The sequence below is a fragment of the Sporosarcina sp. P16b genome, assembly GCF_002743065.1.
Lineage (GTDB): Bacteria > Bacillota > Bacilli > Bacillales_A > Planococcaceae > Sporosarcina.
This window is the reverse complement of sequence record NZ_PDYO01000001.1, coordinates 468733-485934: the sequence shown is the minus strand read 5'-3', so window position 1 is coordinate 485934 and position 17202 is coordinate 468733. Positions and strand designations below refer to the sequence as shown.

The window sequence follows — 17202 nt, the reverse complement described above, 5'->3', positions numbered from 1 at the left end:
TTTATGACATGTTAGCCGAGTAGACACACACACACAGAAAAAAGAAGACCCAACTAGTTCGTTCAGTTGGCCTTCCTTGCTGAAAATGCTTTAAGAATCGTATTGGCTGTCTCTTCTACCGCGCGATTCGTCACATCGATGACTTCACAACCGACACGCGTAGTAATTTCATTGAAATAGTCCATCTCTTGTTGAATACGTGCTATTTTCGCATAGTTTGCATCATCTTTCAAGCCTAATGCCTCCAAGCGAGATTTCCGAATCGAATTTAATTGCTCAACGGAAATACATAGGCCAAAGCACTTTGTAGGGTCAATGGAGAAAAGTTCTGATGGTGGGTCTACTTCTGGCATAAGGGGCACGTTGGCCACTTTAAAACCTTTATTCGCAAGATATTGAGATAAAGGAGTTTTGGATGTTCGCGACACACCGATTAGAACCATGTCTGCTTCCAATATACCACGCGTGTCTCTTCCGTCATCATAGCGAACTGCAAACTCGATGGCTTCGATTTTTTTGAAATAGTCATCATCTAACTTCCTGACAAGACCCGGCTCTTCAAATGGTTCTTGTTTCAATTGGTCCCCCATCTTCTCAATCAATGGACCGAGTAAGTCTACGAAAGGGACTTCCAATTCTTCACAAAGTACATATAGCTGTTCCCTCATCTGGCTTTTGACCAAAGTAAAGACAATCAACGCTTGCTGTTGCTTTGCCAAGAAAACAATTTCTTCTAATTGTGAATTCTCTTCTATATACGAAAACCTTTTTATTGAAACCGTCTCTAAATCATGACGAAACTGACTCGCAGCCGCTTTCGTCACAAGACCTGCAGTTTCCCCGACGGAATCGGAGACAATGAATAATGTGAATTTTGTCATGTAGTCACTCCTCACACATCTTGATCTTCCACTAATGAAAGAAAAGCGGCAGTAATATTTGTTTTTGTCACTCGTCCCATTACTTCAAGTCCGTTTTTACACTCTTGAACTATAGGTAATGAATCGATTTGGCTGTCCATCATTTTTTTGGCAACGGAAATGAGTGTATCTTCTTTTTTGCAATATGTGACATTCGGCATTCTTGTCATAATGACATGCACGGGTATCTTTTCTAGTTCTGTTCTTCCGATGCTCGTTCTCAACAGATCCTTACGTGATACAACGCCTGTCAATAACGACTGCTGGTCCACTACGAATAGTGTTCCAACATCCTCTAAAAACAGTTGGCAAATCGCGTCATATACTGATAGATTTTCAGTAATGACGACTGGCCTCGATTGATAATTAGCTACAATCATATCCACCATGCCATCCGCAACGGATTTAATAGGTTTCTTACCTGAATAGAAATAACCTACACGCGGTCGTGCATCCAAAAATCCAGCCATCGTCAAGATTGCTAAATCTGGCCGGATCGTAGCGCGTGCTAAATGTAAACGTTCAGCAATTTGCTCTCCTGTAATCGGACCGTTTCCTTTGACGATGTCGAGGATTTCATTCTGACGTGTATTTAATTCCAAACATGTCACCGCCTTCAGACTTCAAAGTTGTATTTACTGTCTAATTATATATCAACACGCTCGCTATTGCGAAGAAAGGAGAAGCATGCTAAACTAATTTTGAATCAAGTAAACGAAGAACGGTCAATAAGTAGTGTATATTTTGAGCGAGCAGGGATAGTGAAAGCCTGTACCTACACGAAACGGCAGCCGGGAGTTGAAACATTCATTATGAAAGTGGGTTGAAAAACCAATCGGGGTGGAACCGCGGGTTATCATGCACTCGTCCCCGGACATGATCTATGTCCGGAGACGTGTGCTTATTTTAATTGGAGGCGTTTAGAATGTTATCTATGGAACAAGTAGTCAATCTTTCAAAACAACGGGGATTCGTATTCCCAGGGTCTGATATTTATGGCGGTTTAGCGAACACTTGGGATTACGGTCCACTAGGTGTCGAACTGAAAAACAATATCAAGCGTGCCTGGTGGCAGAAATTCATCCAGGAATCACCTTATAACGTAGGTCTTGATTCCGCAATCCTGATGAACCCAAGAGTTTGGGAAGCATCCGGTCATATTGGAAACTTTAACGATCCGATGATTGACTGTAAAAAATGTAATACCCGTCACCGTGCAGATAAATTAATTGAGGAAGCATTGGACGCAAAGGGAATTGAAATGGTCGTTGATGGCCTACCGTTTGATAAAATGTTCGATTTGATTCAAGAACACGAAATCAAATGTCCTACATGTGGTGCGTTGGATTATACAGAAATCCGTCAATTCAACTTAATGTTCAAAACAAGCCAAGGTGTAACAGATTCCTCTGCTAACGAAATCTTCCTACGTCCTGAAACAGCACAAGGTATCTTCGTGAACTTCAAAAATGTTCAACGCTCTATGAGAAAGAAAGTACCTTTTGGTATTGCACAAGTAGGAAAAAGTTTCCGTAACGAAATCACACCGGGGAACTTCACATTCCGTACTCGTGAATTCGAACAAATGGAACTTGAATTCTTCTGTAAGCCAGGCGACGATGAGCAGTGGTATAAGTACTGGATTGACCAGTCTGAAGGATTATTATTGAAACTCGGTTTGAAGAAAGATAATATTCGTCTTCGCGAACACAATGAAGATGAGCTATCCCACTATTCTAAAGGAACTGTGGACATCGAATACAAATTCCCATTTGGCTGGGGAGAGCTATGGGGAATCGCTAACCGTACGGACTTCGACTTGAAGCGTCATATGGAATATTCAGGCGAGGACTTCCATTACCAAGATCCAATTACGAATGAAAAATACGTACCGTACTGTATCGAGCCTTCCGTTGGTGCGGACCGCGTAACGTTGGCTTTCCTATGTGACGCATTCGATACGGAGGAACTTGAAGACGGCGATACACGTACCGTTCTTCGTTTCCACCCAGCATTAGCACCAATCAAAGCAGCAGTCCTTCCATTGTCCAAAAAACTTGCGGATGATGCAGAAAAAGTATATGCAGAGCTTTCAAAGCATTTCCCAGTACAATATGATGATTCCCAATCCATCGGACGTCGTTACCGTCGTCAAGATGAAATTGGAACTCCATTCTGTATTACATTTGACTTTGATTCACTAGAAGACCAACAAGTGACTGTTCGTCACCGTGATTCTATGGAACAAGAACGCATGCCTATTGCAGACGTTGCAGCATATATTCAGAAACACCTACAATTCTAATCATAGGAAAGCCCAGGAGAAGTTGGCATCAGCCTTCCTCTTCTGGGCTTTCTTTAGTTCGTTCTTTTGGTTTTTGCAATTCAGGTGTACGTTCCAATTGCTCAATGAACTTTCTGGATTTTAGAAAGATCCCGGTTTGCTCCTGATAAATCGTTGATACAAGCTTCGCCATAAATGTCTTTGTCGGTTTCTTTAATGTCAGCTTACCAATCTGATCGAGCGGAACATTATAAAACATTCGGATCAATTTAATTTGTGTAGGTGACAGCCGAATAATATAAGGATCGACGTGAAAGCAGCGATGACAGAGAAAACCTATCTGCTGGAAAGAGAATGCGAATTCACCTTCTGTAGCGCCACAACTTGCACACTCGTGAAGTATAGGGTGTATTCCAGCAACCGGCAGCATCTTCCACTGAACGAACAGTGTGATGGCTTCTGCGTCATAGCCTTCTTCCATAGCGTTAAATGACTCGTTAAGCAAACGAAATATGCTAGCATTCGGCTGTTCAGATTCCGTTAGACGATCAAGCAACTCTACAATCAAGCCCGCATATGCAGTCGTCTCTAAATCAGAACGAATGTGACGAACGCTGCTGATAAGCTCGCCTTGCTCAAGCGATCCCATGCCCCTGCTTGCACGAACAAGAAAATAGCCGTGCGTAAAGGTTTGTGTAATAGCCGCTAAGCGACTCGCGGGCTTTTTCGCACCTCTTGCCATCGCCGTGATCTTTCCTGCTTCTTTCGTATAGATCGTCACGATTTTATTGGATTCTCCGTAAGGGATACTTTTGATAATATAGCCTTCCAACTTATTCAGCAATACGCTCTCTCCTTTAGCAGGACAGACAGCTTAGTAGTCTTCCTCGTTAAATCCGAATTCTTTCAAACGACTTGGACGGTTACGCCAGTCTTTCTGGACTTTCACCCATAGCTCCAAATATACTTTATGTCCAAGCAACATTTCGATATCTTTTCTTGCCTTCACACCGATTTCTTTTAAGAGCTTACCACCTTTACCGATGACAATCCCTTTTTGTGAATCACGTTCCACAATGATTGTCGCGCGGATATGCGTTTTGTCAGTTACGGGGTCTTGCTCGATGCTTTCAATCGCTACCGCAATCGAGTGCGGAATTTCTTCGCGTGTAGTGTGCAACACTTTTTCACGAATCATTTCGGAAATGATGAAACGTTCTGGGTGATCCGTCACTTGCTCTGCATCATAAAATTGTGGGCCTTCTTCTAGATAACTTTCTAGCGTTTCCACCAATCGTTCAATATTATTGCCGTTTAGCGCAGAGATTGGAACTACTTCCGCAAATTTCATTTCATTTGTATACGATGTAATGATCTCGAATAATTGATCAGGATGCACAAGGTCGATTTTATTGATGACCAAAAATACAGGAGTCTTGGATTTCTCGAGCCATTCCATAATAAATCTATCACCTGTACCGATTTTTTCATCCGCATTGACCATAAACATGATGACGTCGACTTCGCTTAGCGTACTGCGTGTCACTTTCAACATGAAGTCGCCTAGGCGGTGTTTCGGTTTGTGAACACCTGGTGTATCGATGAAAATCATCTGAGATGTATCGGTTGTCACAATTCCCTGTACTTTGTTTCGTGTAGTTTGCGGCTTGTCGCTCATAATCGCAATTTTTTGACCGACCATGCGGTTGATAAATGTAGATTTCCCTACATTGGGACGTCCGATGATGGAAATAAAGCCTGACTTAAAGTTGTTCTTCTGCATAATCTAAATCCTCCTTGGAAAAAGCACCCGGCAATAGCTGGTCTACTGTTGTTTCGTGTATAACACCTTTCAAATTCGTCAAGTATACAGGCATGTTCGGTGCGCAAAATTCCGCAATGACTTGACGGCAAGAACCGCACGGCGCAATTGGACCTTCCGTATCGCCAATTACTGTGATTGACTTGAACAATGTAACACCTTCAGATACCGCTTTAAAAATAGCTGTTCTCTCTGCACAATTGGATAAACCATACGCAGAGTTTTCAATATTGCATCCACGATATATGGTACCGTCACTAGCCTCTAATGCAGCACCTACTGGAAATTTTGAATAGGGCACATAGGCCGTTTTCATCGCTTGCTTTGCTTCATTCATTAATTGTTCTACTTGCATCTACATACCATCCCTTCATTCGATCAATTTATCCAAACCATTTCGGAAAGAAAATTATACAGCCGACAATCGCGCTGGCTATGGCAAACACGAAAACTGATCCAGCTGCAATATCTTTTGCTTTTTTCGCTAGTGGATGGAATTCCGTTGTGACAAGATCCACTACATATTCCACTGCTGTATTCATCAATTCAAGCGCCATCACCCCTGCAATGACGATAAAAATGATCATCCATTCTGTTTGTGACAGACCGGTGAACCAACCCGCAATCAACACGATCATTGCGGATAACCCATGAGATTTCATATTCCGACCTTGCCTAAAGCCGTCTTTAATGCCTTGCCACGCATAGAGGAATGATTTCAAGAATTTCTGCATAGACTCACTGCCGATCCAAACCGAATGCAGTTAAAATCTCTGTCTGTCTGCCGAACATCTCACGTTCTTCCTCTTCATCGAGATGATCATATCCGAGTAAATGCAAGAATCCGTGTAATGCAAGAAACCCGAGTTCTCGCTCGAACGAGTGATTATATTCAATAGCCTGACGTTTTGCTGTATCGATGGAAATCACGATATCCCCCAATACAACAGGCATATCGCTTTCTTGAACAATTGCCACTTCTCCTTCCGACAACTCTTCTAGCGCAAATGAAATAACGTCGGTTGGACGGTCTTTGCCTCTGTACTCAGCATTCACAGCTTGAATGGATTCATCATCCATAAACGTAATAGACAACTCATACAGACCTTCCATTTTCTCCATTCTTGACGCGTGAGTCAACAAATCCTTGATCAAAGCTTCCGAACTCGGTTCCACGATTTCTGTTTCATCTTCGAAATAAAAATCTATCATAGTTGCTCTGCTCCTTTACTTATCGGGATATTCAATCCGATTATGGAAGATCCCATTTAACGTTTCATTAATGGCTTGTTTCACTAGTTTAATTTCTTTTAACGACAAATCACATTCATCAAATTGATCATCTTCTAATTTCCCCCGCACAATCGCGTTGACGAGCGTTGCAATTTTTTCGGGTGTCGGTTCTTTCATAGAACGCACCGCAGCTTCCACACTGTCTGCAATCATGATCACTGCATTTTCTTTCGTTTGCGGTTTTGGACCAGGATAACGGAACTCGTCTTCATTCACATCGGGATTGGTTTCTTTCGCTTTCTGATAAAAGAATCTGACACTACTCGTTCCATGGTGCTGTCTTGCAATAGCTATAAGCTCTTTTGGCATACGATGCTTTTCCAAAATTTCCGCTCCATCTTCCGCGTGGGCTATAATCATATCACGACTTTTCTCGGGTGTCAGTGCATCATGTAGATTACGGCCATTATGTTGATTTTCAATGAAGAATCCTGGATGTATAGTCTTCCCGATATCGTGATAATAGCTGCCAACACGCGCGAGCAACCCATTGGCTCCAATTGCCTCACACGCCGCATCCGCTATATTCGCAACCATAATGCTGTGATGATATGTCCCCGGCGTCTCCACTAAGATTTTCTTTAGTAGCGGATGATTAGGATTCGAGAGCTCCACTAAACGCATATTAGAAAGCAAGTGAAAACTCGACTCGAAAAATGGTAATAACCCCATCGTCAAAGCCCCAGACAACAAACCTGATGAGATGGCTGCCACGGCATAGAAAATCAGTTCGGGTGTTGTATAACTAGTCTGTGTCATCAATAAATAAAATATGATGAACATCATATTTGATCCCGCCACACCGAGACTTGTCTGTAAAATCGTTGAGCGTCTACCATGTTCACTTAGTAAATAAATACTCACAATCCCACCGAATAGAATATACAGCGCTACTTCCATTTGCATAATTGCGGCCAAGCCTTCTTGCATCATGATACCGGCTGTCGCAGACGTAATTATCGTCGCAAGTACTGCTGAACGCTCGTTAATTAATAACTTGATCAGCATCGGCACGAGAGCCGTCGGAAATAAAAACGCAATGAGGACATCAAACTCACGATCGATGTAGCCGACGATTTTCATTAAAACGACGGATAGCAGGAAAATACTATAGAAAATACCTAGTGCTTTCTTTTTAAATGCCTCATCTCTTTTGGACTTGCCGAAGTGTATGGCAATCAAACCCGATACGAACAAAATAAACAAAACAATGCCGAACATCGGTTTAAGAGAAGACTGATTAGTTAGGACTCCTGAAAGCTTGAGCTGGTGATACACATCACGATCGATCAACTGTCCTTCACGTACGATGACTTGTCCTTGTAAAATACGAATGGCTTCAACTGAAGCCCGCGCATCCGTCTGATTCTTAACAGTCAATTCCTCATCGACTACCTCTGTTTCCACTACTGCCATTCGCCCGAGGGATAGCGCAACATCAAGCAAATCTCTCGGTAATGTAGTAGTTTCACGAATTCTGCGCTCCACTTCATAGCGATGAATCGGCACTTGTTCAGCTTTAAACGGCTTCGATAACTCTCTTCCCACTACAAGTGTCAGTAATTCATGCAAATTATTTAGATCATTTTGTTCAGCCGTAAGTAGCTGCTTAAGTTGGTCATGTGTAACGGGTAAAAAAGTTTGTTCTTTTTCCAGTCCTTCCAACTTCTCTTGAAGTAACTTCATTTTAGAACTTGACGTCATGCTAGGATCTTCTGTCGCTTCAACTTTGACATCACTGACTGCAGTAAAGATGGAACCGAGGATAGCTTGGCGGTTTTTCATAACATCCTCTGAGAAACGATAGGAATTAGGTACCGCCTGTTCTGCCCGTACACGTTCAAGTTCGGTTTTTTCGATATCTTCTATTGTTTTAGGTGAACGTATAGTTTTCGGTGAAATTTCAAAAGCCGAAATTTCGTACGTTTCGTTTTGTGTACTGCCATACATTAGAAAAAACAATAAGATACTGGAAAGAGAGACGACAAGAAGCAAAAGAAAGGTAAATTTCACTTTTCTTAGTTGTGAAAATAGTTCCTTTAAAGCTGTCATGCAGTTGCCTCCTTTTCGGCAAATGTTCCGCACATGAATGTGTAACTATGTATATTCATCATTCAAAAAAAGCAGTCAATTAATTAGTTGACTGCTCTTTCTCATATGCATCAATGATCTTCGCTACAATCGGATGTCGGACTACGTCACCTTGTTCCAAATACATGAATTGGATATCTTGCACGTTCTTCAAAATATGTTCTGCAACATTTAGACCAGAATCTACACCACGAGGTAAATCAATCTGCGTTTTATCACCTGTGATGACCATTTTCGATCCAAAACCGAGACGTGTCAAAAACATTTTCATCTGGGCTTTCGTAGTGTTTTGTGCTTCGTCCAAAATAACGAATGCATCGTCAAGCGTTCTTCCACGCATGTACGCAAGTGGTGCAATTTCAATGACGCCACGTTCCATAAGACGTTCTGTATGTTCGGCTCCTAGCACATCGTGTAACGCGTCGTAAAGAGGACGAAGGTACGGGTCAACTTTTTCTTTCAAATCGCCTGGAAGGAATCCTAAGCTCTCTCCTGCTTCAACAGCAGGTCGGGTCAACACAATTCGCTTTACTGAACCCGTTTTCATTGCCTGCACCGCCATCACGACAGCGAGATACGTCTTTCCTGTTCCAGCAGGTCCGATACAAAATACGAGATCTCTTGAACGAATTGCCTGGACATATTCTCTTTGTCCAATGGTCTTTGCACGAATGACTTTCCCCTTTGTATTGCGTGCAATTTCTTCATCGTATAAAGAAGAGAAATATTCAATCGTGCCGTTTTTTGCCATCTCTATTGCTGTTGCCACATCGCGTAAATTAATATTAATACCTTTACGGATCACTTTCAGTAACTGCTCGAGCAATGTTTTCGCAGCTACCGCTTGTTCTTCTGCTCCACTGATCGAGATATTTTCACCTCTAGTGTGGATTGAAACTTTCAATTCCTCTTCAATTAAGTTCATGTTCTGATCGGAAATGCCAAGAAGCATAATCGCTTCGTTCGGTTCTTCAATATGAAGTTGAAGTAAATGTTCGCTCAATATTTTCAGTCTCCTTGAGTTATAGGTCGTTTTTCAGCAATGTTTTCATTAAGTAAAAATAATATAGTCCCACTCACTTTATCATTAGTAAAGGATACATGTAAAATGTTTTCTTCTTTAATTATGCGCTCATTTGTTTTTTTTGACAATAAATCATACTTGATCAATGGCAATATGATGGTCTCTTCCATTCCTTTTTTCAAAAACACTTCCTGAATATGCGTTTCTTTCAGCTTATCCATCACAATAGGGTTTCTAAAACGTATATCTTTTATCTGCTTACCTGTCCATGGCTTTTGCCAACTGATATCCAAATTCTCTTCTCCTTGAATCGAATAACTAATCGTACGGGGTAATTCAAAATGACATTCCAACCAGTAGTCAGCAAATACTTCCCCGTCTGCCCCTACTACTGTCGTTTTCTCTCCTTGTTCTAGAATACCTGTTGCTAGCATATCCCCTTTTTTTACGGTTTGATGAATGATACTCGCTCTTTCTCCTCTCGTTAATGCAAAGCGTGTAATGACTCCTCCCGTTTTTGCTACTAGATGGGATGGCTTTTCCTTCACTTCTTCTTTCACTTCAGTGGAAAGTGGAGCAAGCATCGGTGAAACAGTTAACGAAGTACCTGTCTTTGAGAACCGGATCCACGATAGAGAGGGTTCATCTTGCATCAGCAGTCGACGAATTTCATCTTCTTCCGGTAATTTGGATAATAAAGTAGGCGCAGTAATTCGCGCTTTCTGCATCTTGGTTTCCATTCGTTGCGCAATTTCCGGTACATCACTTTCCACTGTGATGTTCCACAGAAACAACGAGGCAACTAGCGGGATGAGACAGACGATTAAGAACAATAAAGATGCGAATAATCGATGCTGAACTGTATCCTGACCTTTACGCCTGATTTGTACTTTCACACGGTATTTCCTTCTATAACGACGGATAATATGAATTCCTTTTGAATCCGTCTCAAAAAACATTGCACTTCCAGAGACATACAAGCTGCTGATCTTGACATGCTCTCTTTGTAACCTACTTAGAAATACAGAACCGTTACGAACATCTTTCACCTGAACTTCAAATCGTTTAGGACTCATGGCTGTTTCCTTCTTCAGGCGTAAAACGCACCGTCACTTCCTGCAGTTCGTCGATCGATATATGGGCGTGTTGTTCAGTCAGCATTAGAACCGTTACATCTTCTCCTTTGACAGTCATGACATAGTCATTCGTTTGAAAGGATACGGATTGTTCGCTTAATGCAAGCAAGCGATAGTTGCCAGTAATCCGCAATGAGTTGAATTCATCTAAAATAATGGATGGATGAAGTGCGAATAATTTTTTCATGAAAAAACCCCCTGTCTCATCCTATGAAAAGACAGGGGGCGGCATGATTACCGTTTTGATTTTGGCGGACCTAAAATTTCTGCATAGACAATCCCTTGCATGATCTGCTGCGGAGTTTTCGGAATCAAGTCTTCCTGCAAAATCGGTTCATCTTCTAACATGATCTTCCCTTCATGTAGTCTACCTCTGCCCGTTTGACGTTCCGGACGTGACGCAGAAGCAGACTTAGCTGGCTTTTTAGGTTCTGCATAGAAGATTTCTGACTGAGGCGCCTGCGTCTTTACAGGCTGTTCAGGTTCTTTCGTTTCTTGTTGAAGATCTTGGAATTCCTTTTGAATATCTTCGAATAGGTTCCTAGATAATTCCTTAAACGAACGCGGCTTCTCTTCAGGAGTTGCATGGGTCCGCTGAGTTTCTCTCTGATTCATTTGACGTTGAGTTGGTTGTGCTGGCCATTGCTGACTTGGCGGTCGTTTCGGTTTTTGACCTGGTTTTTCTTGGTCTTTCTTTTTACCGAATAAAGATCCGAGAGCCAGCATAATGACTAAAATTATCAGTTGTTCCATTATGCATCCCCTTCCCGGGAATTCATCTCGTTATAATTAATCTTTCTTTGGTTGTTGATCCGAACCTGTTTTGCTGATAGAATCCCGCATGCTTGTATCTGCTTGGATATTTTTATAATTCATATAATCCATGATTCCGATATTTCCTGAACGCAAAGCTTCTGCCATAGCTAAAGGTACTTCGGCTTCCGCACCCACAACTTTCGAGCGCATCTCTTGAGTCTTCGCCTTCATCTCTTGTTCACTTGCAACAGCCATCGCACGACGTTCTTCCGCTTTTGCTTGGGCAATGTTTTTATCCGCCATCGCTTGTTCAGTCTGAAGTTCCGCTCCGATGTTTTTACCGATATCCACGTCGGCAATATCAATCGAGAGAATTTCAAACGCTGTACCTGAATCTAAACCTTTTTTCAGAACGGTTTGAGAAATCATATCCGGATTTTCCAATACTTTTGCGTGGCTAATAGAAGAACCGATTGTCGATACGATACCTTCACCAACACGGGCAACGACAGTTTCTTCACCTGCACCACCGACGAGACGGTCGATGTTTGCACGGACTGTAATACGAGCTTTCGCTTTTACTTCGATACCATTCATCGCAACACCTGCGATAAATGGTGTTTCGATTACTTTCGGGTTAACGGACATTTGAACTGCTTCCAAAACGTCACGTCCTGCCAAGTCAATTGCTTGTGCTCTTTCGAAAGTCAAGTCGATGTTCGCACGTTGCGCAGCAATCAATGCATTTACAACGCGGTCAACATTACCACCTGCAAGGTAATGGCTTTCCAACTGGTTGATTGATACTGTTAGACCCGCTTTATGTGCTTTGATTAACGGGTTAACTACCCTGCTCGGGATAACCCGACGTAAACGCATACCGACTAACGTGAAGATACTTACCCGTACGCCTGCCGCCATTGCGGAAATCCATAGCGTGACTGGCACAAATGTAAAGAATACCGCCAGTACGATGATGATAATGAAGACTGCAGCTACCAGTCCGATTGTTCCTAGTCCCATCATAAGCCTTGTTCCTCCTCTTTCTTCTCTCTTACAACAATTCTGAAACCTTCTACTGCTACGACAACTACTTGTTTACCACTCTCGATATAACGACCTTCTGATACTACATCGATTCGTTCACCGTCCAACTCGGCGACACCTGATGGATAAAGTGGTGTAATGGTTGTGGCAACTTTCTGCAACAATTCATTACGATTTTTGTTGGAGACGTAACCGCTTTCCGTATCCATCGTATCCATTAAAATGATTTTGTTCAACAGATGAAGTTTTTTACCGAAGAATTTCATAATAACCACTACTCCTATACATGCTACGGCTATCGCAATTAGCACCGAGATTGCCATGAATGCCAAGTTTGTGCCTGCCAATAAAATACTTCCTATGATGGCTAAGATTCCGAAGATCCCCGCTATCCCCCCTGCAACAAAGAATTCGGCAATTATAAGGGCGACGCCGAGCAGGAATAATAACAATGTTTCATAACCCGCAAGACCCGCTACTGTGTGTCCGTAGAAGAATAAAAACAGAGCAGTTAACCCCATGCTTCCCGGCACACCAAAGCCTGGTGAATATAATTCAACAATCAGTCCGAGACTTGCAACCGAAAGTAAAATCGGGACTACGACCGGATGGGTGATGAATCGCGCCATTTTCTCTGCAAACGTTTCCGTTGTAGAAATAACTTTCGCGCCTTCTAAATCTAGCTTCTTAAGTAACTCATCAAATGTAGCCACTGTACCTTCACTGTACTTCACTTGTTCGGCTTCGTCAGCAGTGAGAGTCAGAAGTTCCCCTTTTTGTGCACGCAAGTCTGGCAGATCGATATCAGGATTTGCCATGGCTAGTGCATATTGTGGATCACGGCCTGAGTGCTTTGCGGCATTTTTCATTTGCGCCAACCAATAACTATTGGCTTTCGTTTCTGCTGCATTTCCCGATCCATCGATGACTTGTGCAGCACCGATCGAACCGTTTGGTGTCATGTAGATTTCATCTGCATACAGCGCAAGGAAAGCTCCCGCAGATAGCGCCCGATCGTTGATGAAAGCGATAATTTTTACATCATCAGTCGTTTTCATCAGCTTGGCGATTTGGTCAGCAGCGTCTACAAACCCTCCAGGAGTGTCTATATCCAACACAATCGTTTCTGCACCTTCAGCTTTGGCTTCTTTGAATGAACGCTGTAGGAATGCATGCAGCCCCTTTTCTACTTCTTGGTGAAGGGGTACGCGATATACTTTTGTTTCAGCTGCGTCTGAGTGTATAAAAGGTAACGCGATTGTACCGATGAATAAAATGAGCAGAAAAACTGACCTAATCATTTTAGACATTATTTTCTCACCTCTCTCTACTGCCTATTATACTTACTATTTACGTTTGAAGAAGCATTTGGTTTCATTTAATCGCAATAAAATAAAAGTATTTCTTTCTGTGTGTCATTGCTTGTTAGTATATGGATTAAATATGGATAAAAATGTGCAGAATAGACGGAGCCTAGTTTAAAGTTGTAGAGGATGAGGGTTGAATTAGAAGTGTGAATTAGTGTCTATGAGGGGATGGAAGCTCCAGCTGGCGGACGCTTTCCCATGGGCCTGCGGTGAGCCAACTGTTCGCTGCGCTCTCTTAGTTGTCTCACCTGATCAGGCTGATCCATCGGGAGTCGCCGCCAGCTTCCGCTTCCATCCTACTTATTGAGTGGAGATACTTAGAATATTCATCGGAGCTAGTGAGTGAATTATTTTTGTGCCTAAACTTAATTAATTTCAAGTTCAAGTTCAAGTTCAAGTTCAAGTTCAAGTTCAAAATAGATTATAAACATAACTTCAATGCACAGCAAAAGTATCATCCATTTACATTGCAAGGGATTAGTGCGAGAGCCGTTGCGAAGTACGGCTTTTGCGAGCATAAGCGAAGCGTTGGGAGCACATCTTAGCACTAGGAGGGGCGACTCCAAGAGGATCAGTTCGACAGGCGAGACAACCAAGGGAGCTTGCGACTGGTTGGCTCGCCGCGAATCCTCAGGAAATGAAGCGTCCCCTCCGAAGTGCCAATCCCCACCCCTTGACCTTCGCCAACTACTCCTATAAATGGCTTAGTAAATTCCAGACAATAAAATAAACCGAAAATCCAGGAAAGGATTTTCGGTTTATAAGAAATTACATTAGTAGGTAATATCAAAATTCAATGTAGGCAGAAATTAGAACTTGCGCTTACGTGCAGCTTCTGATTTCTTTTTACGTTTTACACTTGGCTTATCATAGAATTCACGCTTTCTACTCTCTTGTATTGTACCACTCTTGGATACAGTACGTTTGAAGCGGCGAAGAGCGTCTTCAAGTGATTCATTTTTGCGAACGACTGTCTTAGTCATATCTCTTGTCCCTCCCTCCAAACACACACTTCGAAACATAGCACTTTGCTATGTACTATAAAATTATATCGTATCTTTTCTATTTGGTCAATAAAAACTATTAGAATATCATGAGAAGTTTTACGAATTACTCTTATACCGTAATCAATAATCGGCTGATGATGATAGGCCTTGCATGATGGAAACACCTGAACTCGCACCAATGCGTGTTGCACCCGACTCCATCATACGATCTACATCTTCCGCACTGCGCACACCGCCACTCGCCTTGACTCCAATTGCCGGTCCTACTACAGCACGCATCAGCTTCACGTCTTCTGGAGTTGCACCGCCAGTAGAGAATCCCGTCGATGTTTTGACGAAGTCCGCTCCTGCAAGCACTGCCAGTTCACATGCTGTACGTTTTTGGATATCGTCCAGCAAGGATGTTTCAATTATCACTTTTACTAAAGCCTGACCTTTTGCCGCTTCTACAACGGCTGCAATGTCATTTTGTACTTGTTCAAGCAATCCACTTTGTAATGCACCAATATTGATGACCATATCTACTTCCGTGGCCCCGTTAGCAATCGCGTCTTTTGTCTCAAACGCTTTAACTTCAGATGTGCTTGCACCTAAAGGGAAGCCAATCACAGTGCAGACTTTTACTCCCGTGCTTTGTAAAGCTTCTGCAGCTGTTTTGACCCAAGTCGGATTAATACATACTGAAGCGAAAGAATATTTCTTAGCCTCTTCACATAATTCCAGTACTTGCTGTTTTGTTGCCTCTGCCTTTAACAGCGTATGATCGATATAAGCGGCATAGTTTGTAGTCAATGAAAGCGCTCCTTTTTTTCGTACCGTTTTTTTCAGTATAACAAAGCTTACATTTCGTTGCACGAAAAAGACCACCCATTACAGGTGGTCCATATTAAATCGTTATTTTTTCTTCTGTAAGTACACGGACAGGTTGACCTTCACTGTAAGGATAACCCGCTTTCGTAATTTTCACTTTTATAATTTGTCCGATCATCGTTTCGTCTGCAGGCAAGACTACTTTCAAATAATTATCTGTATAGCCTACATAGAGATCCTGATCAGTGTCGTCTTTAAAGCTTTCTTCTGGAATAACTTCGAGTACTTCGCCTTCAAAACGAGAAGCATAATTTTTTGCTAATTGATCGTTCAATGTTAATAAACGGTGGACGCGTTCGTTTTTCACACTTTCGTCGACTTGATCTTCCATGCGAGCAGCAGGTGTGCCAGTTCTCTTCGAATAAGGGAACACATGGAGCTCAGAAAACTTATGGTCACGAATAAAGTTATAGGTTTCCATAAACTCTTCTTCTGTTTCACCCGGGAAACCTACGATGACGTCAGATGTAATAGCGAGATCCGGCAACGCTTCGTTCAGGCGCTTTAGACGATCAGAAAAGAACTCCATTGTGTATTTACGGCGCATCCGTTTTAGTACAGTATCTGAACCTGACTGAATAGGAATATGCAAGTGGCGTACAACAATATTAGAGTCGCGTAATACATCGATTACTTCGTCTGTTAATTGGCTCGCTTCGATTGAACTAATACGGAGACGCTTCAATCCTTTTACTTGCTGTTCCAAGTCACGCAACAGACGAGCTAAGTTATAGCCTTTTAGATCCTCACCGTAACCACCTGTATGAATACCCGTTAAGACGATTTCAAGATAGCCCGCATCGACAAGTTGCTGTGCCTGATGAATCACTTCTTCAGGATCACGTGAGCGCATTAATCCTCTAGCCCACGGAATGATACAGAATGTACAGAAGTTATTACAACCTTCTTGTATTTTTAACGAAGCACGTGTGCGATCAGTGAATGACGGTACGTCGAGTTCTTCGTAGACACGGTTTTTCATAATGTTGCGCACCGCATTAATCGGTTGGCGCTCTTCACGGAATTGGTCGATCAGCCCAAGTAGTTTTGAACGATCTTGTGTACCTACTACAATATCCACGCCTGGAATCGCCATTATTTCTGCTGGTGATGTTTGCGCATAACAACCCGTTACACAGATGACTGCGTCTGGATTTTTACGAATGGCACGACGGATCACTTGTCGGCTCTTTTTATCACCGGTATTCGTTACTGTACATGTATTAATAACATAGACATCAGAATTCTGATCAAACTCTACTCTTTCATAGTTTGCTTCTTGGAACAGTTGCCAAATAGCTTCTGTTTCATAATGATTCACTTTACAACCTAGCGTATGAAAAGCTACGGTTTTCGTAAGCTCATTGTTACTCATATTTATTTTTCATCCTTTCATTACAATCAATAAAAAAACACGACTTAAACTATAATATCACAATCGTGCATAAGGGGCATAACGCAACCTTACTAGAAAGAAAAAACGGTCTGCAAACTTCAAAAAAGTCCTGTTTGTTAGTCGATACGATAAGAAATTGGCGAACGTACGAACACGACTTTCCTCGAGAGTAAAGTTATAACTTATTAA

At 42.2% G+C, this 17202-nt stretch carries 18 protein-coding genes; 1 reads left to right on the top strand and 17 read right to left on the bottom strand.

What is annotated here, in order from left to right:
• Positions 1–62 precede the first annotated feature (62 nt).
• Together CSV77_RS02425 and ccpN are read right to left on the bottom strand one after the other, a co-directional pair.
• Positions 63–881 (bottom strand): pyruvate, water dikinase regulatory protein, encoded by an 819-nt coding sequence (locus CSV77_RS02425; protein ID WP_099630210.1) that lies wholly within the window; start codon positions 879–881, stop codon positions 63–65.
• A gap of 11 nt (positions 882–892) precedes the next feature.
• Positions 893–1531, bottom strand: coding sequence for a transcriptional regulator CcpN (ccpN, locus tag CSV77_RS02420; RefSeq protein ID WP_099672145.1), 639 nt, complete (start codon positions 1529–1531; stop codon positions 893–895).
• 314 nt (positions 1532–1845) lie between these two features.
• Between ccpN and CSV77_RS02415 the strand changes: the two genes are divergently transcribed.
• Positions 1846–3225: a glycine--tRNA ligase gene (locus tag CSV77_RS02415; protein ID WP_099672144.1), complete on the top strand. Its 1380-nt coding sequence runs from the start codon at positions 1846–1848 to the stop codon at positions 3223–3225.
• 28 nt (positions 3226–3253) lie between these two features.
• On the opposite strand, the gene recO is transcribed toward CSV77_RS02415, so the two are convergent.
• The 15 genes from recO to mtaB form a co-directional block, all read right to left on the bottom strand.
• Positions 3254–4048: a DNA repair protein RecO gene (gene recO, locus CSV77_RS02410; RefSeq protein WP_099672143.1), complete on the bottom strand. Its 795-nt coding sequence runs from the start codon at positions 4046–4048 to the stop codon at positions 3254–3256.
• Positions 4049–4078: 30 nt separating this feature from the next.
• On the bottom strand, positions 4079–4987 hold the full coding sequence (gene era, locus CSV77_RS02405; RefSeq protein WP_099630214.1) for a GTPase Era: 909 nt from the start codon (positions 4985–4987) through the stop codon (positions 4079–4081).
• Positions 4968–5381, bottom strand: a complete 414-nt coding sequence (locus CSV77_RS02400) for a cytidine deaminase (RefSeq protein WP_099672142.1) — start codon at positions 5379–5381, stop codon at positions 4968–4970. The genes era and CSV77_RS02400 overlap by 20 nt, the downstream gene beginning before the upstream one ends.
• 28 nt (positions 5382–5409) lie before the next feature.
• Positions 5410–5760 carry a diacylglycerol kinase family protein gene (locus tag CSV77_RS02395; RefSeq protein WP_099672141.1) on the bottom strand — a complete coding sequence of 117 codons (351 nt, stop codon included), beginning with the start codon at positions 5758–5760 and terminating at the stop codon, positions 5410–5412.
• Positions 5761–5764: 4 nt separating this feature from the next.
• Positions 5765–6238, bottom strand: a complete 474-nt coding sequence (ybeY, locus tag CSV77_RS02390; protein WP_099637305.1) for an rRNA maturation RNase YbeY — start codon at positions 6236–6238, stop codon at positions 5765–5767.
• Between the two features lie 15 nt (positions 6239–6253).
• Complete coding sequence (locus tag CSV77_RS02385; RefSeq protein ID WP_099672140.1) at positions 6254–8371, bottom strand: HD family phosphohydrolase; 2118 nt, start codon at positions 8369–8371, stop codon at positions 6254–6256.
• 79 nt (positions 8372–8450) lie between these two features.
• Positions 8451–9413, bottom strand: coding sequence for a PhoH family protein (locus CSV77_RS02380; RefSeq protein ID WP_199171300.1), 963 nt, complete (start codon positions 9411–9413; stop codon positions 8451–8453).
• Positions 9414–9418: 5 nt separating this feature from the next.
• A complete protein-coding gene (locus CSV77_RS02375) occupies positions 9419–10510 on the bottom strand; it encodes a sporulation protein YqfD (protein WP_099672139.1) in 1092 nt (363 codons plus the stop codon).
• On the bottom strand, positions 10500–10757 hold the full coding sequence (locus CSV77_RS02370; protein WP_085133497.1) for a YabP/YqfC family sporulation protein: 258 nt from the start codon (positions 10755–10757) through the stop codon (positions 10500–10502). The genes CSV77_RS02375 and CSV77_RS02370 overlap by 11 nt, the downstream gene beginning before the upstream one ends.
• Positions 10758–10804: 47 nt before the next feature.
• Positions 10805–11323, bottom strand: coding sequence for a hypothetical protein (locus CSV77_RS02365; RefSeq protein ID WP_099672138.1), 519 nt, complete (start codon positions 11321–11323; stop codon positions 10805–10807).
• Positions 11324–11359: 36 nt separating this feature from the next.
• Entirely contained in the window at positions 11360–12349 is a 990-nt protein-coding gene (floA, locus tag CSV77_RS02360) for a flotillin-like protein FloA (RefSeq protein ID WP_099630343.1), read from the bottom strand.
• Complete coding sequence (locus CSV77_RS02355; protein ID WP_099672137.1) at positions 12349–13683, bottom strand: NfeD family protein; 1335 nt, start codon at positions 13681–13683, stop codon at positions 12349–12351. The genes floA and CSV77_RS02355 overlap by 1 nt, the downstream gene beginning before the upstream one ends.
• Positions 13684–14549: 866 nt before the next feature.
• Positions 14550–14723 (bottom strand): 30S ribosomal protein S21, encoded by a 174-nt coding sequence (gene rpsU / locus CSV77_RS02345; RefSeq protein ID WP_029054680.1) that lies wholly within the window; start codon positions 14721–14723, stop codon positions 14550–14552.
• 144 nt (positions 14724–14867) lie between these two features.
• Positions 14868–15539 (bottom strand): deoxyribose-phosphate aldolase, encoded by a 672-nt coding sequence (deoC, locus tag CSV77_RS02340; RefSeq protein ID WP_099672242.1) that lies wholly within the window; start codon positions 15537–15539, stop codon positions 14868–14870.
• Between the two features lie 94 nt (positions 15540–15633).
• The gene (gene mtaB / locus CSV77_RS02335; protein ID WP_099672135.1) at positions 15634–16992 is read right to left on the bottom strand and encodes a tRNA (N(6)-L-threonylcarbamoyladenosine(37)-C(2))-methylthiotransferase MtaB; all 1359 of its coding nucleotides are present in this window, start codon (positions 16990–16992) and stop codon (positions 15634–15636) included.
• Positions 16993–17202: the final 210 nt, after the last annotated feature.

Coding starts and splice junctions, on each gene's coding strand:
- CSV77_RS02425 (WP_099630210.1), bottom strand. CDS start 881: ATGACAAAATTCACATTATTCATTGTCTCCGATTCCGTCGGGGAAACT.
- CSV77_RS02415 (WP_099672144.1), top strand. CDS start 1,846: ATGTTATCTATGGAACAAGTAGTCAATCTTTCAAAACAACGGGGATTC.
- era (WP_099630214.1), bottom strand. CDS start 4,987: ATGCAGAAGAACAACTTTAAGTCAGGCTTTATTTCCATCATCGGACGT.
- CSV77_RS02400 (WP_099672142.1), bottom strand. CDS start 5,381: ATGCAAGTAGAACAATTAATGAATGAAGCAAAGCAAGCGATGAAAACG.
- CSV77_RS02395 (WP_099672141.1), bottom strand. CDS start 5,760: ATGCAGAAATTCTTGAAATCATTCCTCTATGCGTGGCAAGGCATTAAA.
- ybeY (WP_099637305.1), bottom strand. CDS start 6,238: ATGATAGATTTTTATTTCGAAGATGAAACAGAAATCGTGGAACCGAGT.
- CSV77_RS02385 (WP_099672140.1), bottom strand. CDS start 8,371: ATGACAGCTTTAAAGGAACTATTTTCACAACTAAGAAAAGTGAAATTT.
- CSV77_RS02375 (WP_099672139.1), bottom strand. CDS start 10,510: ATGAGTCCTAAACGATTTGAAGTTCAGGTGAAAGATGTTCGTAACGGT.
- CSV77_RS02370 (WP_085133497.1), bottom strand. CDS start 10,757: ATGAAAAAATTATTCGCACTTCATCCATCCATTATTTTAGATGAATTC.
- CSV77_RS02365 (WP_099672138.1), bottom strand. CDS start 11,323: ATGGAACAACTGATAATTTTAGTCATTATGCTGGCTCTCGGATCTTTA.
- floA (WP_099630343.1), bottom strand. CDS start 12,349: ATGGGACTAGGAACAATCGGACTGGTAGCTGCAGTCTTCATTATCATC.
- CSV77_RS02355 (WP_099672137.1), bottom strand. CDS start 13,683: ATGTCTAAAATGATTAGGTCAGTTTTTCTGCTCATTTTATTCATCGGT.
- rpsU (WP_029054680.1), bottom strand. CDS start 14,723: ATGACTAAGACAGTCGTTCGCAAAAATGAATCACTTGAAGACGCTCTT.
- mtaB (WP_099672135.1), bottom strand. CDS start 16,992: ATGAGTAACAATGAGCTTACGAAAACCGTAGCTTTTCATACGCTAGGT.